The sequence below is a fragment of the Proteiniborus sp. MB09-C3 genome (genome assembly GCF_030263895.1).
GTDB lineage: Bacteria > Bacillota > Clostridia > Tissierellales > Proteiniboraceae > Proteiniborus.
The window spans coordinates 3,013,697-3,034,086 of record NZ_CP127161.1; the positions used below are offsets into that span (position 1 = coordinate 3,013,697).

18 protein-coding genes and 2 other annotated features are annotated in these 20,390 nt (G+C 32.5%); all 18 genes read right to left on the reverse strand.

Annotated features, from left to right (window positions below; all coding sequences use genetic code 11):
• Positions 1-55 precede the first annotated feature (55 nt).
• Positions 56-769, reverse strand: coding sequence for a hypothetical protein (locus QO263_RS15000; RefSeq protein WP_285623060.1), 714 nt, complete (start codon positions 767-769; stop codon positions 56-58).
• A 19-nt stretch (positions 770-788) separates the two neighbouring features.
• Positions 789-1,238 carry a zf-HC2 domain-containing protein gene (locus tag QO263_RS15005; RefSeq protein WP_285623065.1) on the reverse strand — a complete coding sequence of 150 codons (450 nt, stop codon included), beginning with the start codon at positions 1,236-1,238 and terminating at the stop codon, positions 789-791.
• Positions 1,217-1,813, reverse strand: coding sequence for an RNA polymerase sigma factor (locus QO263_RS15010; protein WP_285623068.1), 597 nt, complete (start codon positions 1,811-1,813; stop codon positions 1,217-1,219). Before QO263_RS15010 ends, QO263_RS15005 begins: the two co-directional genes overlap by 22 nt.
• A gap of 29 nt (positions 1,814-1,842) precedes the next feature.
• A complete protein-coding gene (locus QO263_RS15015) occupies positions 1,843-3,264 on the reverse strand; it encodes a DUF4097 family beta strand repeat-containing protein (protein WP_285623070.1) in 1,422 nt (473 codons plus the stop codon).
• Positions 3,265-3,398: 134 nt separating this feature from the next.
• Complete coding sequence (argS, locus tag QO263_RS15020) at positions 3,399-5,099, reverse strand: arginine--tRNA ligase (RefSeq protein WP_285623073.1); 1,701 nt, start codon at positions 5,097-5,099, stop codon at positions 3,399-3,401.
• A 301-nt stretch (positions 5,100-5,400) separates the two neighbouring features.
• Positions 5,401-5,613: a binding site (T-box leader), on the reverse strand.
• Between the two features lie 47 nt (positions 5,614-5,660).
• Positions 5,661-6,263 (reverse strand): GerMN domain-containing protein, encoded by a 603-nt coding sequence (locus QO263_RS15025; protein WP_285623075.1) that lies wholly within the window; start codon positions 6,261-6,263, stop codon positions 5,661-5,663.
• 15 nt (positions 6,264-6,278) lie between these two features.
• The gene (locus QO263_RS15030) at positions 6,279-6,722 is read right to left on the reverse strand and encodes a 2-thiouracil desulfurase family protein (protein ID WP_285623077.1); all 444 of its coding nucleotides are present in this window, start codon (positions 6,720-6,722) and stop codon (positions 6,279-6,281) included.
• Positions 6,723-6,763: 41 nt separating this feature from the next.
• Entirely contained in the window at positions 6,764-9,142 is a 2,379-nt protein-coding gene (locus QO263_RS15035) for an endonuclease MutS2 (RefSeq protein WP_285623079.1), read from the reverse strand.
• 33 nt (positions 9,143-9,175) lie between these two features.
• Entirely contained in the window at positions 9,176-11,644 is a 2,469-nt protein-coding gene (locus QO263_RS15040) for a U32 family peptidase (protein ID WP_285623081.1), read from the reverse strand.
• Positions 11,645-11,786: 142 nt separating this feature from the next.
• Positions 11,787-12,329: a cell division protein ZapA gene (locus QO263_RS15045; protein WP_285623087.1), complete on the reverse strand. Its 543-nt coding sequence runs from the start codon at positions 12,327-12,329 to the stop codon at positions 11,787-11,789.
• Between the two features lie 425 nt (positions 12,330-12,754).
• Complete coding sequence (locus QO263_RS15050) at positions 12,755-12,895, reverse strand: M56 family metallopeptidase (RefSeq protein ID WP_352169754.1); 141 nt, start codon at positions 12,893-12,895, stop codon at positions 12,755-12,757.
• A gap of 212 nt (positions 12,896-13,107) precedes the next feature.
• The gene (gene pheT, locus QO263_RS15055; protein WP_285623090.1) at positions 13,108-15,504 is read right to left on the reverse strand and encodes a phenylalanine--tRNA ligase subunit beta; all 2,397 of its coding nucleotides are present in this window, start codon (positions 15,502-15,504) and stop codon (positions 13,108-13,110) included.
• A gap of 21 nt (positions 15,505-15,525) precedes the next feature.
• Positions 15,526-16,548: a phenylalanine--tRNA ligase subunit alpha gene (gene pheS / locus QO263_RS15060; RefSeq protein WP_285623093.1), complete on the reverse strand. Its 1,023-nt coding sequence runs from the start codon at positions 16,546-16,548 to the stop codon at positions 15,526-15,528.
• Positions 16,549-16,567: 19 nt separating this feature from the next.
• Complete coding sequence (locus tag QO263_RS15065) at positions 16,568-16,831, reverse strand: hypothetical protein (RefSeq protein WP_285623097.1); 264 nt, start codon at positions 16,829-16,831, stop codon at positions 16,568-16,570.
• A gap of 214 nt (positions 16,832-17,045) precedes the next feature.
• Positions 17,046-17,265: a binding site (T-box leader), on the reverse strand.
• An 11-nt stretch (positions 17,266-17,276) separates the two neighbouring features.
• Positions 17,277-17,366: a YqzL family protein gene (locus tag QO263_RS15070; protein ID WP_285623100.1), complete on the reverse strand. Its 90-nt coding sequence runs from the start codon at positions 17,364-17,366 to the stop codon at positions 17,277-17,279.
• 92 nt (positions 17,367-17,458) lie between these two features.
• Positions 17,459-18,265 (reverse strand): 23S rRNA (guanosine(2251)-2'-O)-methyltransferase RlmB, encoded by an 807-nt coding sequence (rlmB, locus tag QO263_RS15075; RefSeq protein WP_285623103.1) that lies wholly within the window; start codon positions 18,263-18,265, stop codon positions 17,459-17,461.
• A 10-nt stretch (positions 18,266-18,275) separates the two neighbouring features.
• Positions 18,276-18,929 (reverse strand): potassium channel family protein, encoded by a 654-nt coding sequence (locus QO263_RS15080; RefSeq protein ID WP_285623106.1) that lies wholly within the window; start codon positions 18,927-18,929, stop codon positions 18,276-18,278.
• A 12-nt stretch (positions 18,930-18,941) separates the two neighbouring features.
• Positions 18,942-20,288 (reverse strand): TrkH family potassium uptake protein, encoded by a 1,347-nt coding sequence (locus QO263_RS15085; RefSeq protein WP_285623109.1) that lies wholly within the window; start codon positions 20,286-20,288, stop codon positions 18,942-18,944.
• Between the last annotated feature and the right edge of the window lie 102 nt (positions 20,289-20,390).

Here is a 20,390-nt window from a genome sequence, read left to right on the forward strand (position 1 = left end):
ATAGTATAGCAGAAACTATGATATTTAAAAAGTAAAAGCTAGGTAAGCCCTAGCTTTATTCATTAGTATTTTTTTTAGTTTTTTTAAGTATGAAGAATCCAAAAATTATTAGAACCACTGGGAATATTGAATCTCTTATTAGCCTTATTGCAACTCTAATAGACTCAGAGTTCATGTTCATTCTATTAGTTATATAAACCAGCTGATCAAAGAATTCATTTAATAGCACTAACCCACCTAACACTATTAATCCAATTCCTAAATGCCTTGCATTTATATTTTTAATATCTACTGGAAAAATTAAGTCCTCATCTATATCTTCATCACGCTCTAGCTTTCTTCTCATATGGAAGCAATCGAAAAAGCTATAGAACCATACGACTGTTGCAAAGAACATTAGAAAATCTGCTGAATAAAAGAAGCTTGATAAAGCAATAATCCCGAAAAACACTAGCATAATCTGAAGTCCTCTTTTCATTAGACCCAAATACATATGTCCGCCACCAGGTATAAAGGAAAAAACAATAGACCAAAATGTGCTATATTTTCTTGGAGTCCTTTCATTATGATAATTTGATTTATTAGTATTATAGTTATTTTTATTATCCTCATATGCTGTGTTCTTTATAATTGGCAAACCATTCTTTTTTGCACATTCAATACATACTATCTTGCCATTATTATTAACTGCACAATCCTTGCATATACCTACTTTACAATCAGAGCAAATATAAACTGCTTCTAAATTCTTATGATATTCACAATTCATATGCTTACCTCCTTATTATCTATTTATTACTATTATTGTTGTGGAAACTTGTTATATATTTTAATCCTTCTGATATCTTTGTAATTGGGCTCGTTACAACTTGATTTATCTCAAAGGCACTCCTAAATATGCCTCTTGCTAGGATTTTATGATTATAGTCTGAAAAGTTAAGTAATGATATCATTATTCCTGCTGCTACAAAGCTAGCTCCTAAATTCTTTAGAACCTTAGTACTTTTCTTTTTAGAGTTTTCAAAGCTACTTATTTTCATCATTATTTTATCTGCTAAATCATCTGGTGCACTTATAAAATGGCTGTCCAGGATACTAAACGCAAAGCTCATATCCTCATATTCTTGTTTGCATTTATTGCATTTTTCTAAATGCTTTTTTATATTATGTTTTTCAATATCACTAAGTCTATCTTCAAAATATTTATCAACTTTGTTTAAGACTTCTTTGCATTCCACTTGTATCCACCCCTATCATTTAGCTTAGTTAATTCATCCTTCAATAGTCTTCTAGCTCTATACAATCTAGTTTCAACAGTTCGTTCAGGAACATTAAGAGCTGTTGAAATATCCTGATAAGACATGCTGTTAAAATGATACATTATGATTACAGTCTTATATTTATCAGGAAGTCCATGAACCAGTTTGTGAACTTCCCTTTGATTTTCAGAGCGAATGAATGCTTCATCAGGCAAAGGATTATCATCTCTAATGTCAATATCAATAGTTTCATCATCATCGTTTATTATGCTGGTACTTAATATCTTCACTTTGCTGTTTTTCCTTTTCCAGTCTAAACAAGTATTTATTGAAATCCTATATATCCAAGTAGAAAGCTTACTTTCAAATCTAAATCCACTTATTTCTTTATATACCTTAAGAAATATTTCCTGCGATAAATCTTGAGCTTCATCATAATTATTTGTGAATTTATATGCCATCCCAAATATCCTATTTTTAAATAATTCAACTATCTCTTTAAAAACAGTATAATTTCCCGCTTTTAGCTCACAAACTATACGTTCTTCATTCAATTGTTACCACCACCCTATTTCCTAAGAAGCTAGTTTGTGTTAAGATCTATGTTCCCATTTCTACTTCTTATATAGAATTTTATATTACTATTATCTATAAAATCATTTATACTTTGGTCTGTAATGCCTTCAGTTACATTTAAACCTAATCTATTTTTAATTTCTCCAAACTCTGCTACAACATTAAAGCTGCCTTTCTGATCTGATGGCACTGTAATATCTATATTACCAAACTCGTTTTCTATTTCTATACCTTTTTCAATTAATTCATTGGTTTTAAATGATATGTTTCCATTATTCGAAATTATCTTTATATACTTGCTGACACTATTCACACTAATATTTCCAAACTTATTATAGGTATAAAGTTCTCCTTTGATATTTTCAACGTTGACATTATCATGTTCGCTCTCAATATTCAAATTTCCTCCGATATTTTTAGCATCTACCCAACCAAACTGATTCTTAATCTTAACATCCTTTTCAACGTTTTCAACATATACACTGTTATGTTGGTTACTTATGTCAGCACTACCCTTAATATTTGTTGCTTTAATACTTCCAAAGGAATTGTTTACTGTTAAATCCTTGGACACATTGTCTATTACTACATCTCCATGCTTAGAATCTATCTCAGCATCCTCACTAATATTATCTACAATCGTACTGCCAAAGGAATTGTCTAGCTTTACTGCACCTATAATATCAGCTACTTCAATATTACCATGCTGATTATTAATTTTCACATCTTTTTTTATGTCCTTTACAGTTGTGTTTCCAAATTTGTTTTCAATATTTGCTTTGATATGCGCTGGCATATGAATATCATAGCTTACGCTTATTTCTCCTGCTTTATCTCTATCGTATTTAGAGTTGTCTAAGTCAGATAATACTTTGAGACTGCTTCCACTCTCATCAATCTTTACAATATTTTTCGATAGCTCATCTGCATAAGTTTTATCATTATACCTAATTTTAATCTTTGCTGCTATCTCTATATTGTCTCCTGAACCCTCTATTATTTCTACATTACCAAAGCTGTTTAATACTTGAAGCTCATCCTTGCCTTCAGTATTAATAGTAAAAGTATAATTATAAGTTGATTCATCCTTATAGCTTGATACAATTCTTGAGAAGTCTCCTAAATCAAACGACTGTAAGTTTGACAAAAAATCGAAGTTAAAGCTTGAATAAATAGACATTATGATTATTATTATACATAGCATAATAACACTTAATGGATCTACATAAGTCCTTACATCTTCAGACCTTCTAGATAATACAAACTTAGTTATAATAATCTCTATACCAAATAGTATAATTATACTTGGCCACGCAATGGCAAATATTATTTTAAGATTGATGTCGGTAAAGTTTTTCATAAGTAACAAAATACCTAGTGAAATAAGTGTTATAGCAAATGTAATAATTCCGATTTTCTTTTTTTGCATACTATAGTCCTCCTTCATTGCTTCTTTATATTTATAGACGGACAATAGATAATAATCCCTTCAAAAAAAATAGAAATATTCCTTCACTATTTCATACATGAAGGGCATTTCTATTTTTCAGCTTATTATTTCATCTACATTTTTTGTGGTGCCTCAATTCCTAATAATCCAAGGCCGATTTTAATTACTATGGCAGCACTGTAGACTATTAATAGCCTTGCTTTTTGAAGTTCTTCATCCTCTACAATTATTGGACATTCATGATAGAACTTATTAAACGCCTGTGCAATATCTATTACATGTCTTGCAATAAATGATGGCTCGTTCTTTTCCATAGCTGCTATAGCAGTATTCTGAAAAGAATATAATAGTCTGATTATATTTACTGCCTCATCATTTGTGAGTAAAGAATAATCCACATCTGGAGTTATAGGGTACTCTGCCTTACTTAAAACACTATTAGCTCTTGCGTGAGTATACTGAACATAAGGGCCAGTTTCTCCTTCAAAGCTAAGCATTCTATCCCAGTTAAATACAATATCCTTGATCTTACCATTGCTTAAATCATTAAATATAACTGCTCCTATTCCAACCATTTTTGCTACTTCATCTTTGTTTTCCAGGTTTGGATTTTTTTCCTCTATTATTTCTTTTACTTTTTCTATGGCTTTGGTTAATAAATCATCAAGTAAAATGACATTTCCTTTTCTAGTTTGAAGTCTACCCTCTTCTGTACTTACTCTTCCAAAAGGAGCATGGTAAAGGTCTTTAGCCCAGTCATATCCCATAAGCTCTATTACCTTCATCCATTGGTCAAAGTGAAGCTTTTGAGAATAATCAGTTAAATAGATAGCTTTTGCAAAACCATAGGTCTCTTTTCTGTAAATTGCAGCAGTAATATCCCTAGTAGCATAAATAGTTGTTCCATCACTTTTTAATATTATACAAGGCGGCATATTATATTTTTCTAAATCAACTACATATGCACCTTCACTCTCTACTAGTAAATTCTTTTCCCTCAGCATATCTACTATTCTGTCCATCTTATCTTCATAAAAGCTTTCGCCTGTATTGTAATCAAATTTTACTTTTAAAAGGTCGTATATCCTGTTGAATTCTTCTAAGCTTAGCTCAACAAATCTTTCCCATATGTCCCTAGCTTCCTCATCTCCATTTTCAAGTTTCTTGAACCAAAGTCTTCCTTCATCTTCAAGTTCAGGATTCTTCTCTGCTTCTTCATGAAATTTCACATAAAGAGCTTGGAGTGTTTTTATAGGTTCCTTTTTTAGTGCCTCATCGTCTCCCCATCTTTTATATGCAGATATCATTTTTCCAAATTGTGTTCCCCAATCGCCTAGATGATTGATTCCTATTGAATTATAGCCTAAAAAGTTATAAATCCTGTATAGTGAATTACCTATTACTGTTGATCTTAGATGACCTACATGGAAGGGCTTTGCAATATTGGGTGATGAATAATCAAATAAAGCATTTTGACCTTTTCCAATGTCAGCGGAACCAAACACTTCTTTCTTTACAAATACCTCCTTTAGTACTGTTTCACTAAAAACCTTTTTATTTACAAAAAAGTTGATATATGGTCCAACATTTTCTATTCTCTCAAATAGTTCATTTCCTTTTATGTTATCTACTATTTCCTGAGCAATAACATTAGGAGCTTTTCTAAGTTCTTTTGCTAATCTGAAGCATGGCATTGCATAATCTCCAAGATTATAGGTAGGTGGAACTTCTAAAAGGTCTATTATAGTATCTTCATTTAGGTTTTCAAAATTTTTGCTTACTAGCTTTCCAATTTCTTTTTTAAAGTCAATCATGATTTGCCTCCTTATATATTTTTTCGTTTTTAATTTTCATTATTTTTTATTTAAAAATAGATCCATTACTATCGTTCAGGATGACAGAAAGAAGCATTTAGAAAATCGGGTTAGGCCATTTTCCGCAGTCTCGCAACTCAAATTTATTTGTTCGCTGTCGCTCACATAAATTTGGTCCTAACGGACACTCCTATCATAAACCTACAACAAGGTTGGTGCTCGTTGCGTTTGACCTACCATCGATTTTCCGACAAAAGCGTTCGGAAAATCGGGTTAGGTCATAAAAAATCTCGCCTCTAATGAAAGAGACGAGATTAATCCCGTGTTACCACTCTAATTGGCATACATAAAAGTATGCCCACTCAAGCCCTTTAACGCTGGGTATCGGCAATATCCTACTTAATTTCAGATGGCTTCTCAGAGGCTCTATTCAGATACACCTATGTGTCAGCTCCCACCACCCTGACTCGCTGTGACAATCAGTACAACCTACTTTCCTCATCCTAGAATTTCTATATGTTGTTTAAAAGCATAGCATATTTTGTTAATTATTTCAAGAGGTTATTTTTCAGGTATAAATTCGCTGCTAAATACAAACTCCTTTTCAAGACTAACACCATTTATCTCTTTAATACTCTCCCCTCCTACTTTAAATACTACCTTTTCATTTTCTGGGAAGAACGTAATTGTATTAACTATGGAATCGATGGCCATACGTATTAAATCTTCTTCTTTAGGCATATTGTCAACAAATTCCTTAGATAAATCTAAATAAACAGTGCCGTCCTTCTTCTCAAGCTCCAATACTTTTGTATTCTTAGGAACAGGAGATACAAAGCTTTCCTTATTATAAGTAAAAAGTTTTTCCAATGCTATTTCTTCAATAGTCTTTTCTTTAAGTATGGGATCATCTGATTTTATTTCAAATCTTTCTCCAAAAATATATGGCAAGTCTTTATGCTTCAAATATACTGCAAAGTCTATATATTTTACTTTATCTGAACTCGTATCATTATTCTCTTTCTCTACTTCCTTCCCTGTCTGATCATTGTTGCTATCCGCAGAAATAATATCTCCTTCGCCATTATCTTTGTTTTTGGAGCATCCAAACAAACTAAATACTGCAATAGCTAATACAAGGAAAAATACTAACCCTTTCTTCATCCCTACACCCCCATATTATTTTAGGTTTTCAATATCATCTTCTTCGGTATATACCTTAATACCGTATTTCTCAAGGAGGTCAGTCGTTATTCCATTTCCTTCAACTAATATTTTCTTAAATTGTCCATCATATATTTTCCCTTTTCCACATGATGGACTTTTTGCTTTCAATATTGCTTCTTTTGCTCCAGTAAGTTTTGCGATTTTTAACGTCTCCTCTGCACCTTTAAGAAACTCTTTTGTTAAATCTTTTCCTTCTATATTTACTACCTTTCTATTGCCATTTTCATCATAAATAATTTCAGAAGGAAGTCTAGGAGTTGTTAGTCCACCAAGCTGTTCTGGACAAACTAAAATTGCTTTCTTCTCCTCTATTAGTTTGACGATTTTAGGTTCAAGATTGTTCCTTCCATTATATTTGCAATTGATACCTGCTAGACATGCGCTTATCAAATACATTTCAATCATTCCTTTTATATTTTAATGACAAAAGCTGTAGTCTACTTAATTTCTACTACAGTTACTCCCGTTCCGCCTTCTCCATAGTTTCCTAGTCTATGGGTCTTAACATGCTTATGTCCCTTTAACAGTTGGGTTATGCCTTCTCTTAGAATACCTGTACCCTTTCCATGTATTATATAAACCGTCTTTAATCCAGCTATATACACATCATCAAGGTATTTATCCACATCCAGCATTGCTTCTTCTAAATTTTTTCCCCTTAAATCTAACTCATTTTTTACAAAAGAGGATTTTGATTTTACTATTGATTTCACTGCTGTTTTATTTTTTGCTTTTTCATCTTTACCTGACCTAGCCAATGTAGAGATATGGACATTGAGCTTCATTATTCCCACTTGAACCATAGCATTTCCAGCTTCATCTGGCTCATTTAGCACTACGCCCTCCTGATTTAAACCTAATAGTGTTACATTCTCTCCAGGCTTTAAATTTTTTGGAGGCTTATTGCTCTTTTTAACTATTATACTTTCTGTAATATCTCCTTCTACTTTCTCTAGCCCTTTTCTTATTTTATCTCTAGCTTCTTGCAGTTTTTTATTTTTATCCTTTTCAATTTCTGTTGAAATATCTCTTATTTCATTTATTATACTTTCTGATTCTTCTTTTGCTTCTCTTAGTATTTTTCTAGCTTCTTTTTTAGCCTCTCTTATTATTTCATCTCTCCTGCTGTCTGCTTTTTCTTTTTTCTGAAGAAGCTCGCTTTTAAGCTTTTCTATTTCTTCCCTTAGCTTCTTAGTCTCTTCTCTATTTTGTTCGGTTTCTTTTCTATCTCTTTCTATACTAGCTAATACATCTTCAAATTCTATGTTTTCCTTTGATACTAGATTTCTTGCACTATCTATAATGAAATCATTTAACCCTAATCTCTTAGATATCTCAAATGCGTTAGATTTTCCTGGTACTCCAATCAAAAGCTTATATGTGGGACTTAATGTCTCCACATCAAATTCCATAGCTGCATTTTTAACGCCTGATGTGGTCAGTGCATATACCTTTAGTTCACTGTAATGAGTTGTAGCAACAGTAATGACATTCCTGCTGTATAGATGATCTAATATTGCCATAGCTAATGCTGCTCCCTCAGTAGGATCTGTACCTGCACCTAACTCGTCAAAAAGTACCAAGCAGTCATCTTCTACATTGTTTAATATATCCACAATATTTGTCATATGAGATGAAAATGTACTTAGGCTTTGCTCTATACTTTGTTCGTCTCCAATATCAGCAAATACATTCTTAAATACAGCCATTTTAGTTCCGTAATCTACAGGAATTTGTAAGCCTGACTGTGTCATCAAAGTAAAAAGCCCTAGGGTTTTTAATGTTACAGTCTTTCCACCAGTATTGGGTCCTGTAATTACTAAAGAATTGAATTCATCTCCAATATAAATGTCTATAGGCACCACTTTATCTACATTAAGAAGGGGATGACGACCGTTTTTTATTCTTATATAGCCTTTATCATTTAAATCAGGCTTCATTCCCTTCATAGATAAAGACAGCTTTGCCTTTGCAAAAATAAAATCAATTCTAGACAGCCTCTTCTGATTAGCTCTTATCCCCCCACTAGCAGACGCAACGTACTGAGTAAGCTCTGCTAGTATTCTTTCTATTTCGGCTTTTTCCTTAAGCTTTAGCTCCTTTAGCTCATTATTTAGCTGTACCACTGCCATAGGCTCAATAAAAAGAGTAGCTCCACTAGAAGACTGATCATGTATTAACCCTTGAAAGCTAGATCTATACTCTTGTTTTACAGGTACTACAAATCTATCCTCTCTTATGGTTATAATTCCGTCCTGCAACATTTTTTTATTTGTCGATGAGCTAATTATAGAGTTAAGCTTGCTTCTTACTGCATCATTCTTTGATGTGATTTGTTTTCTTATGCTTCTTAAAAGTGGGCTCGCACTATCAGCTACCTCTTCCTCACTAATAATAGCATTGAATATAGCATCCTCTATATCCTTGTAGGTACTTAAATTATTTATTAGCTCTTGTAAAATCGGGTATGTTGAATCCTTGTCACTTTTGTCCTGTCCTAAAAAACCTTTTATTCTTCTAGTTGCTCTTAATGTATCAGCAACTTTTAATAGTCCTCCCGGAGAAAGAACTGAGCCAATTTCAGCCCTTTTTATTTCAATTAATATATCATGTATTCCACCAAGTGGCGCACTACCTCTTTTAATTAATAAGCTCACTCCCTCATCTGTTTCATTTTGAGAGTATTCTACTTGAGCCAAATCTGTGCTTGGTACTAGCTTCTCTGCTATTTCTTTTCCCAAGCTAGACTCTGTTCTATCTATAAGCAATTGAATAATCTTACCGTATTCAAGTACTCTTAAAGTCTTTTCGTTCATACTTACCTCCTCTTTAGGCACATCATGCCTTAATCAAAGAACTCCCCTAAAAAAGTGTCCTGTAGTATTGCCAGTTTGCTTTTTTAATTCACTAGCAATTTTTTGCATCTCATTGCTGTCAATTTTATCATTAATATAATTATAGTATAATTCTTGAATTAATTTAATATTATCTTTTTCTATTGTAAAATCCAATCTCATCATATCTACGCCAGCAGAAAAAATTTTATCGCTGCTTTCTACAATGATTAAAGGCTGACTGTTATAAATTATAGTAGATTTTCCCTTCCTTTTCATTTCAAATGTCATGCCTTTTCTATCATACAATCCATATCCGCTAGCAAGCTCGCAGCTACTGCAATTTTGATCATTCTTGCAGCCTTTCACAAGTGACATTGGACAATGCCTTGTTGTCATTAAAGGAAAATAGCCATATCCTATGGCTTCATATTCCATAGAATTATTTTTGCAAATATTTGAGATTTGGCTTAGCTTTAGCTCTGGTGAAAGTGTCAGACTGCTGACCTTATTTTCCGCCAGTAATTTCACTATTGAACTATTGAATATATTAAATCCAATATCGCAATGTATATTTGTCGTTTCGTATCTATTTTTAATAAATTCTAATGTTCCTATATTTGAAGCACTGATTCCATCTATATTATCGACTATTTTATCAAATATACTTTTAAGTTTATCAAACTTTTCATTTGAAATAATCTTTTCTGTGGAAATATATATTTCTTTATTATATTTCTTTACTTCTTTTATTTGGTCCTCAACATCTTCATTATAATCTAAATAAATTCTATCTAATTTATTTAAGTCAAGCTGTTTGAATTGTGAGCTAGAATCTATCTTTACACTAGTTTTTCTTTGTCTGCTATTTTCACTTTTAGAATAGTCAAAGACTTGATTTATGCCTTTCTCGAGCTTTCCTGCTGTTATTTCTATTCTGTGATTAAAATTACTTCTTTTTTTATTCAGCTCCTCTATTCCTTTTCTTCGCAGTCCATTAAGAACGCTTACTGGAATCATAGCTCCTTCTTCTAGTTCAATATCAATGCTCTCTGCTATATACGGAGTATCACCTAGCTTGTTCATTTGTTTTATTATCTTTTCCTTATCTAGGGAAAGCTTTATACCTTTCTCGGGGACCTCATCACTCAATACGTTGACGTAGTTGTGGTCCTGCCAAATTACCAGTCTTACTGGTTTTTCTATTTTTACTTCTACAGCCATGTTTATCTTAATCCTTTTCAATTTATCTTTGCTTGTATAAGTTTCAGAAGCAGCAGCATTTAGTAATAAATCAAAGGTTTTATATACTTTTGAACCAGCTTCCACGCCACTGATATATTTTATTTTTATGGTCTTCCCTTTATTGCCTTTTGGAGCAGCTTCATTGCCTTCAATAATCTTATCGACTATCTGTCCATGACCTTCTCCTTTTTTATCGATTATTTCTATTCCGTCTCCTTTATTTAGATCATCCTCTAAGCCTATATGAATAAAATTCTTATCTGCCCTTATGACTTCACCAATGAATATCCCTCTATTATTGGGTTTATCAAAGGAAATAAGCTTCTTCCCATATTCTTCTGCTATATATCCTTTTGTAAAGCCTCTATTAAACATTTGAGCAATGTCTCTAAAATCTTTTTCTATTAGCCTTTCACTATGTTTTCCAAGAATTCTATCTAATTCTTTTCTGTATCTATTCACTATAACTGCCACATACTCGGGTTTCTTCATTCTTCCTTCTATCTTTAATGAGACAACTCCAGAATTTATTATTTCTTCTAAATACTCTATTGTATTTAAGTCCTTTGGACTAAGAATATATTTTTCCTCGAACTTAGGGCTTATTACTTTGTTTTTTTCCACATCTACTATAGAATATGCCATTCTGCATGGTTGGGCGCATCTGCCTCTGTTCCCGCTTCTGCCTCCTATCATGCTGCTCATCAAACATTGTCCAGAATAGCACACACACAATGCACCATGTATAAATGCTTCTATTTCAATATTTGTCTTTTCCTTTATATATCTTATTTCATCAACTGACAATTCTCTAGCAAGAACCACTCTCTTAAAGCCTAGTCCCTCTAAAAATTGTACCCCTAAATAATTATTTATTGACATTTGAGTACTTGCATGTACCTGAAAATCTGGTAAAAGCTCTCTTATTATTCTAGCTAAACCTAAATCCTGCACTATTAAAGCATCAACATCTATATTATATAAGAAGATTAAATAGTCAATTACTTCCTTTAATTCATTATCATCAAGGAGGATATTTAATGTTACATATACCTTAACATCTCTTAAATGTGCATATTCTACTGCATTTTTTAAATCTTCATGGCTAAAATTGGAGGCATACTGTCTTGCATTAAACATTTTCCCTCCTAAGTATACTGCATTTGCACCATTTTCTACTGCTGCATAAAGTGCTTCCATGCTTCCAACTGGCGCCAATATCTCTATTTTATCTATCATAATCTCATCTCCTTGCAAACAACAGTAATTCTAATAAAAAATAAAGAGTAGTATTCTACTCCCGTAAGCTAGACAACTCTATTATAATGTGGTTAGTTTTTTTGTACAATAATATTTTATCTAATCAAATTACTATTATACATTAATCCATGCCTAACATTTTTAAAGCTTCTCTTAGCTCTTTTCTAAGCTGAACCATTTCAACCTGATCCTCAAATAGCTTATTTTGAAGATCATCTACAGACTTATTTACTCTATCTAATTCATCATCCTTCTTCTTTAAATTCTGTTCATGCTGTCTAATGATTTTATTTAAATTTTCTATTTCTCTTTTAGACTGTAATAATTCATCTTTATAGCCACTACATTCATCCTTTAATCCTCGTAATTTATTGTTACTATTATCTAAGTCATTCTTTACTTGTTCAAATTCCTTTAGAGGCTCGACTACATTTTCATTTAGTTCATTCAATTCATTCATAGTCTTAGTATATTTATCAGCCATATTAAAAGCAGCCAGTATAGCAGCCATAGTTTGACTTAATCTTTTATTCTTTTTCATAATCTCTTTTATATTATCATCTACAATCTTTGCAATACTCATTATGTATTCTTCAGATTCGTTTCCTAATACAGAGAATTCCTGACCATTTATATTAACTATAACTCTTTCCTTGTTCGTCATAGCTTCACTCCCTTTTTAAAACATCACTTATAGTATTATTCTTTTTATTTATGTAAATTCCTTCTATTATATAAAAAGTATTTTAAAAATTATTTTAGAATAATCTCATAGTTTAGTATATCAAAAATAAGCCTTAAAATCATAATTTGTTAAAATTAGCAGAGTAGTTAACTGTAGAAGATGAACTAGCTCTCTACTCACTGGCATTATGATAAGAAAAAAGCACCTAATTCATGATTAAGTTATATTCTCATTATAATTGAATATTTTATTTTAATTTACTAAACTAATTTGCATTAAGTTCATCTGCATAACAGCCAATATAGAGTCATTTAGCCTACGTGGTTTCTTTTCTGTATATTTATATTAATCAATTTAGCAAAATGATTAATTATAAAATCATATCCAACTTCAAAGGGATTAAACTAGTGGACAGACACTACTAAAAAGGCTAAGAACTTTATAATATGGTCATGTCTCTTAATATGGGTTTGCTCATGCTGTATGATATATGGTTTCTCAGTTTCAGTAAGATTAGCAGGAAGATATATTTTTGCATTTACTATTCATAGCCAATGAGAAAATTAATAAAAATACACACTCACGGTTTCGGTCACGAATAATTCTATAGCTCATTCCAGCTAAAAATTATAGTCGTGCCCTGCAAATGTTCGCTTAGTATTTTTATTAATTCAGAGTGACTGTGAATAGTAACCTAATATTATAGGAACAATGATATTCCTACTAATAGGAAAAAGAGCAGGTACCTGCTCTTTTTTTAGCTTCTTAATATAGCATTTAAGTTTTCTTTTAGTTTTTCTACTATTTTATCATGAACTTTGGATACATCTTCATCTGTTAGAGTCTTTTCATGTGACCTGTAAACAATTGAATAGGCTACACTTTTCTTGCCTTTTTCTATTTGTCCACCCTTGTATACATCAAATAGTTTAATAGTTTCTACTAGGTTTTTACTATTCTCTTTTATTATCTTCTCTATTTCTTTTACCATAACTTCTTCATCAATTACTAATGCAATGTCTCTTGTGACTGATGGATATTTAGGTAGTGGAGTATATTTTCTTTCTAAATTAGATGCCAATACTATCAATTCAAAATTCAGTTCTGCTGCATAGACTCTTTCCTTCATTCCAAAGTTATCTAATACATCAGGGTGAACTTCACCTATTATCCCTAATACATGATTTCCTAATGTTATTGTAGCAGTTCTTCCTGGATGGAATATAGGGTCATTCTTTTCTCTAATATAATCATAATCTTTAATTCCCAGTTTTTCTAACATTGTATCCAGTACACCTTTAATTGTGAAGAAATCACTATTTCCATACATTCCAATTGAAATAACTCTATTTTCATATGGCAATTCCTTAATAGGAAGCTCCCTTGGTACAAATGTGCTTCCTATTTCATAAGCCCAAGCTTTCTCTACGCCATATTTATAATTTCTTGTCATTACCTCTAGCATATTTCCAATAAGAGTAGTCCTCATTACACTAAAGTCTTCTCCTAAAGGATTTCTTATCTCAACGTATTTTCTTTTCATACTGTCTTCAGAAATATTCAATTTATCATATTGCTTAGGACTTATAAAAGAATAAGTTGTGATTTCATTTAACCCAATGCCTGTTAAAATATTTTTAGCTTTATCTTCAATTTGTCTAATAATTGTTTTCTCTGCTTTTGTTAAAGTTCCAACTAAAGGCTGTGTCTCAATCTTATCCAATCCATAAATTCTGCCTACCTCTTCAATTAAATCTGCTTCAATGCTTAAATCTCTTCTAAATGATGGTATGGAAGCAGTTATTTTGTCGCCGTCAAGTCTTGCCTTTAGCTCCAGTACATTCAGCATTTTTACCATTTCACTGGCTTCAATGTCTGTTCCCAATAGTCTATTTGCCTTTTCTGGTGATAGCTCCATTATTCTTTCTTCTGATTTTCCATCATATATGTCAATATGTCCAGATACTACAGTACCTGCATTTATTTCTTCAATAAGCTGGCATACACGATTGCAAGCAATATCTGATAAATTTGGGTCTAAATCTTTTTCGTACTTTGCTGATGCCTCTGTTCTTAAGCTTACCTTTCTAGAAGTCAATCTTACACTTCTTCCATTGAAGTTTGCTGATTCTATAAGTATACTTTTAGTGTCCTTTGTAACCTCACTATCTTCTCCGCCCATAACTCCTGCAATAGCCATAGGTCTGCTTTCGTCTGCAATAACTAGCATTGATGAGTCTAAGCTTCTCTCAACACCATCAAGAGTCTTCATTTTTTCCCCTTCTGATGCCCTTCTTACAACAATTCTTTTACCTGATAATTTGTCAAGGTCAAAGGCATGTATCGGCTGTCCTATTTCCAGCATGACATAGTTTGTAATATCTACTATATTGTTTATAGGCCTTACTCCTGCTTCCATAAGCCTTCTTTGCATCCACATTGGTGATTGACCTATTTTTATGTCTTTTACCACCTTTGCATAATATCTATAACATAGGTCCTTGTCCTGAACTGTTATTCCATTCATGTGCTCGTTAATATCATCTACTTGATTGTTGATTTTAATATCTAGGTGTTTCATGGTTTTCCCTAAGGTTGCAGCTGTCTCTCTAGCCATACCAATGATACTTAAACAATCTGGACGGTTTGGAGTTATTTCAAAGTCAATAACCTCTCCATACAATCCAAGAGCTTCCTTTATATCTTGACCTAAGGCATACTCTTTATCAAGTATAAAAATACCATCCTTGTTTTCCTTTGGCACTACATTGTCAGCTATACCTAGCTCCTGAGCTGAACATAGCATTCCATTTGATTCAATTCCTCTTAGCTTTCCTTTCTTTATCTTAACTCCTCCTGGAAGCCTTGCTCCTACCAGCGCTACAGGAATATAATCTCCTACCTTAATATTATTGGCTCCAGTTACTATTTGGATTTTTTCGCTCCCTACATCTATCTGAGTCACAACTAGCTTATCTGCATCTGGATGCTGAGATATTTCTAATATTTTGCCTACTACAACATTTTCGATTCCTTTATCTATATTTTCAATTGAATCAACATGAGAGCCTGACATAGTCAGCCTATCTGCCAATTCTTTTGAGTCTATATCTATATCAACATATTCTTTAAGCCATTTAACAGGTACTAGCATGTTTCTTTCCTCCTTCTATTCCTAAAATTGATTTAAAAATCTCATATCATTTTCAAACAATAATCTTATATTATTTATTCCATACTTAACCATAGCAATTCTATCTACACCTAATCCAAATGCAAATCCACTATAAACCTCAGGATCTATTCCACAATTTCTCAGAACATTTGGATGCACCATTCCACAGCCTAGAAGCTCCATACTCCAACCAGTTCCATTACATGCGTCACAGCCTTTGCCCATACATTTTAAACAAGATACATCAACCTCTGCACTTGGTTCTGTAAATGGGAAGTAATGTGGCCTAAATCTAGTTTTCATATCACTACCGAATAATTCCTTTATAAACATATCAATTGTATGCTTTAAGTTTGCCATAGTAATATTTTTATCTACTACTAGACCCTCTAATTGATGAAACATAGGAGAATGTGTGTCATCTACATCATCAAATCTAAATGTTCTTCCAGCAGATACAATTCTTAATGGCGGTTTAGATTGCTTCATAGCCCTTATCTGTACTGGTGATGTATGAGTTCTTAATAATATGTCATCAGTTATATAAAAGGTATCGGACGGATCCCTCGAAGGATGGTTTTCCGGTGAATTTAGTGCATCGAAATTATGATATACTGTTTCCACCTCTGGTCCTTGAACAATGCTAAAACCCATACTCATAAAAATATTTTCCAGTTCTTCCATTACCCCTATTAAAGGATGTCTGTGTCCTTTTTCTACACTCTTACCTGGCATTGATATATCAATTATTTCTGATTTTAACTTTTCATTTTTTGCTTCGTCTTTAAGTCTCTCTTTAACCTTCTCAATTTCACCTTCAATTAACTCCCTCACTTCATTAGCTAATTGTCCTATAACAGGTCTCTCTTCTGGTGATAATCCTCCCATTCCTCTAAGTACTTGAGTCAGCTCTCCTTTTTTTCCTAGATACTTAACTCTTGCTTGCTCTAAAACATCTAATTTGCTTATCTTGTTCAACTCATTTAAGGCATTTTCCTTTATGTTGCCTAGCATTTCCTTCATTTATATCGCTCCTTCCATACTATTTAAAAAACCTAAATATCAAAATGATAATTATATAAACAAAGCTAATCATTAGAGAATTCTTTAGAATCCTGTAAAATTCGCTATTGTCTTTCTGTTTTGTATTCTGGTTAGTATTATTGCTGCTTTTATTCTTTCCTTTACCTTTTTGATTATTGCTTTCTGATTCCTTTATATTACTTTTCCCCTTTATACCTCTAAACATATAAGTAATGCTAAAGTAAATCATAAAAAAAGTTAAAAAACTAACTACATATTCCATTTAATTCACTCCTCCCAATACAATAAATGGCATCTAAATAAGCAGTTTCGCAACACAAATTTATTTACTCGCTACCCTTCATAAATTTGGTCCTAACGGACACTCCTATCATAAACCTACAACAGGGTTGGTGCTCGTTGCGTTCGACCTACCATCGATTTTCTGATAAAAGCATTCAGAAAATCGAGTTAGGTCATAAAAAAAACCTCCGTCATGAAGGGACGAAGGTTTTCCGTGGTACCACCCTAATAATTTGATTATTCATCAAATCACTCATTATGTTAACGGTAAAAAAACCGGCATAAGTCTACTACTATTTCAACCTAGCAGTTCAAGAGTGAACTTCTGTATTCTTTACTTAGAAGTGCTTTCAGCCTTTGACACTTCCTCTCTTAAAGTATTTGAATACATACTTTCTCCATCATCACTTTTAGATATTAATTTATTAGTTCATCAAAAGCGCTTTGTATATTAGATAGGCGTTAATAGAGCCTGTTAGCTCAAACAATTTCCAGAAAAACTCAGCGTTTAACATATGGTAAAACACCTCTCTAAGCTATTTACTAAGATTATAGCATGAGGTGTAAAAAAAAACAAGGAATATGTAAACTAAATTTTTTGATTTTTTTAAAATTTTAATCTTTGTCTCAAGACCTCGTACATTATAACAGAAGAAGCAATTGCAGCGTTTAAGGATTCTGCTTCTCCTGGCATAGGTATCTTAATCAATAAATCAGAATCAGCTATGATTTCATTTGATACTCCAGATGCTTCATTGCCTATTATTAGAGCAAAATTCCTTTTAAAATCTACATCAAAGCAGTATTCATTTGCATCCAACGAGGTTGTAATGACTGTTATGCCTCTATCCTTTAAATCCTTTATAGCTTCACATGCGCTCTTATAATATAGAAGTGGAATATGGAATATAGAGCCCATGGTTGAGCGAATAGTTTTAGGATTAAATATGTCAACACAGCCTTCTGTCACTATAATTCCATTTGAACCAAAGGCATCGGCAGTTCTGATAATAGTACCCATGTTACCTGGATCCTGTACCCTATCTAGAAGAATTAGAAAGTTTTCCTTATCCTTTATAATTTCATCTATTTTCTTTAAATCATAGCTTACAACTGCTAGGATTCCCTGCGGCTTCTCTGTATCTGATATTTCATTAAAGAGCTTATCTGATATATAGTTTATGTTATAATTCTCTTGACTTATTTTATCAAGCAACTCTTTTCCACCATTAATACTAAATAGCATGTCTGAATAAACCAGATACGCTATATTAGCATTTGAGTCAACACATTCTCTAACTGCTCTAATGCCTTCAACAAAAAAGTTTTTTTTCATCCATCTATCTTTTTTCCTGTAGAGTGATTTTACTTCTTTTATTATGGAATTTGATGAGCTTGTTATCATTTCATACATACTCATAACCTCATTCTGCTTTTCTCTCAAGCTTAGCTAAATCCTGATTATTCCCTAGCACTATTAATATGTCCCCAGGTCTAATTACGTCATCAGCATTAGGTGATATATTCATATTATCTTTTTGTTTTATCGCCATTACATTTATTCCATATTTTGCTGGTAGCTTAAGCTCTTTTAGTGTTTCATTTTCCCATTCCTTAATTGCTGTAATTTCAACAATACTATAATCTGGGTCTAATTCTATATAATCAACTACATTTGACGAAACTAAGTTATGTGCAACTCTCACACCCATATCTCTCTCAGGAAATACTACTCTGTCTGCTCCAATTTTTGTAAGAACCTTGGCATGTACATCAGTCTGAGCCTTTGCTATTACTGTTCTTACACCTAATTCTTTAACAATAAGAGTCGCCATAATAGAAGCTTGAATATTTGAACCTATACTTATTACAGCAACATCAAAATTTCTAATTCCCAAAGCCTTTAATGCCTGCTCATCTTCAACATCTGCCTGTGCTGCATAAGTAACCTGATTGGATAATTCCTGTATTATTTCTTCATTACTATCAATTGCTAGCACATCATAGCCTTGGTTGTATAATGTCTTTGCAACACTTGAACCAAATCTTCCACAGCCAATGACAACAAATTGTTTCATTTCCTCACCTTCCTAGCCAATCATAATCTTCTCTTCTGGATATCTAAAGCTTCCTTTATCTTTTCCTTGCTTTTTAGCAAGGGCTATACCTAATGTTAAAGGTCCAATTCTCCCAGCAAACATAGTAAATGTCAATATTAGCTTTCCCACACTGGACAATTCAGGGGTTATTCCTCTTGTCAAGCCTACTGTAGCAAAAGCTGATGTAGTTTCAAACAATAAATCCAAGAAGGAATTCTTAACCTCTGTTAGAGTTAGCACCATTGTAACAAATACTACTAATACCAGTGATATCCCTAATACCGCCAGAGCTCTAAATATTAGTTCATATGGTATTCTTTTCTTGAATGCCACTACATCTGTATTACCTTTTAGCACAGATGTAATACTTAATATTATAACACCAAAAGTTGTTGTCTTTATACCACCTGCTGTAGAGCCTGGAGAACCACCTATAAACATTAATATTATAATGAGGAAAGATGTTGCCTTTGTCAGTCCTCCTATGTCTACACTATTAAATCCAGCAGTTCTTGGTATAACTGCCTGAAACATAGATGCTACTATCTTTTCAAGAAAAGATAAACTACCAAGTGTTTTGGGATTATTATATTCAATAATAAATATAAATACAAAGCCAATTACAAGCAGCATTGCTGTAGATAACAATACGAGCTTTGTGTGAAGCGAAGTCTTTCTAATGCCTTTATGGGATGTCAAATCAGCATAAACACTAAATCCAAGTCCTCCTAAGATAATAAGCATAGCTATAGTACCATTAATTACTATGTCTCCTACAAAAGGTACTATACTATTGCCAGTAATATCGAATCCTGCATTACAGAAAGCTGAAATTGAGTGGAATATTGAAAACCCTATCCCAGTTTTAATGCCGTATATAGGAATAAATCTTGTTGACAAAAAAATTGCTCCTATAGCCTCTATAGTTAGTGTTGAAAATATAACATATTTCGTAAGCTTTACTACACCTTGGAGCGAAAATTGATTTAATCCTTCTTGTATTACAAGTCTTTCTTTTAATGTAATTTTCTTCCCTAAAAGCAATGCTAACAGGGTAGCCATAGTCATAAATCCTAATCCGCCCATTTGTATCAATAGTATTATTACAATCTTACCAAATAAGGTCCAGTGAGCAGCCGTATTGACTACAACTAAGCCTGTAACACATACTGCCGATGCCGCAGTAAAAAGTGAATCAATAAAGCCGATACTTTCTCCATCTTCAGAAGCTATTGGTAAATTAAGAAGAGCTCCTCCGATTATTATTAATCCTGCAAAGCCTAATGCTAAAACTTGTGCTGGGTTTAATTTTATTGCCTTCATCTGTCTTAATTTCATAAGTATCTTCTCCTAAAATTCATCAACTTAATGTATAATATAATATCATTTTAACCATTTAATAACAATACTATGAACTTAGAAAACTAGAAAAAATAAAAA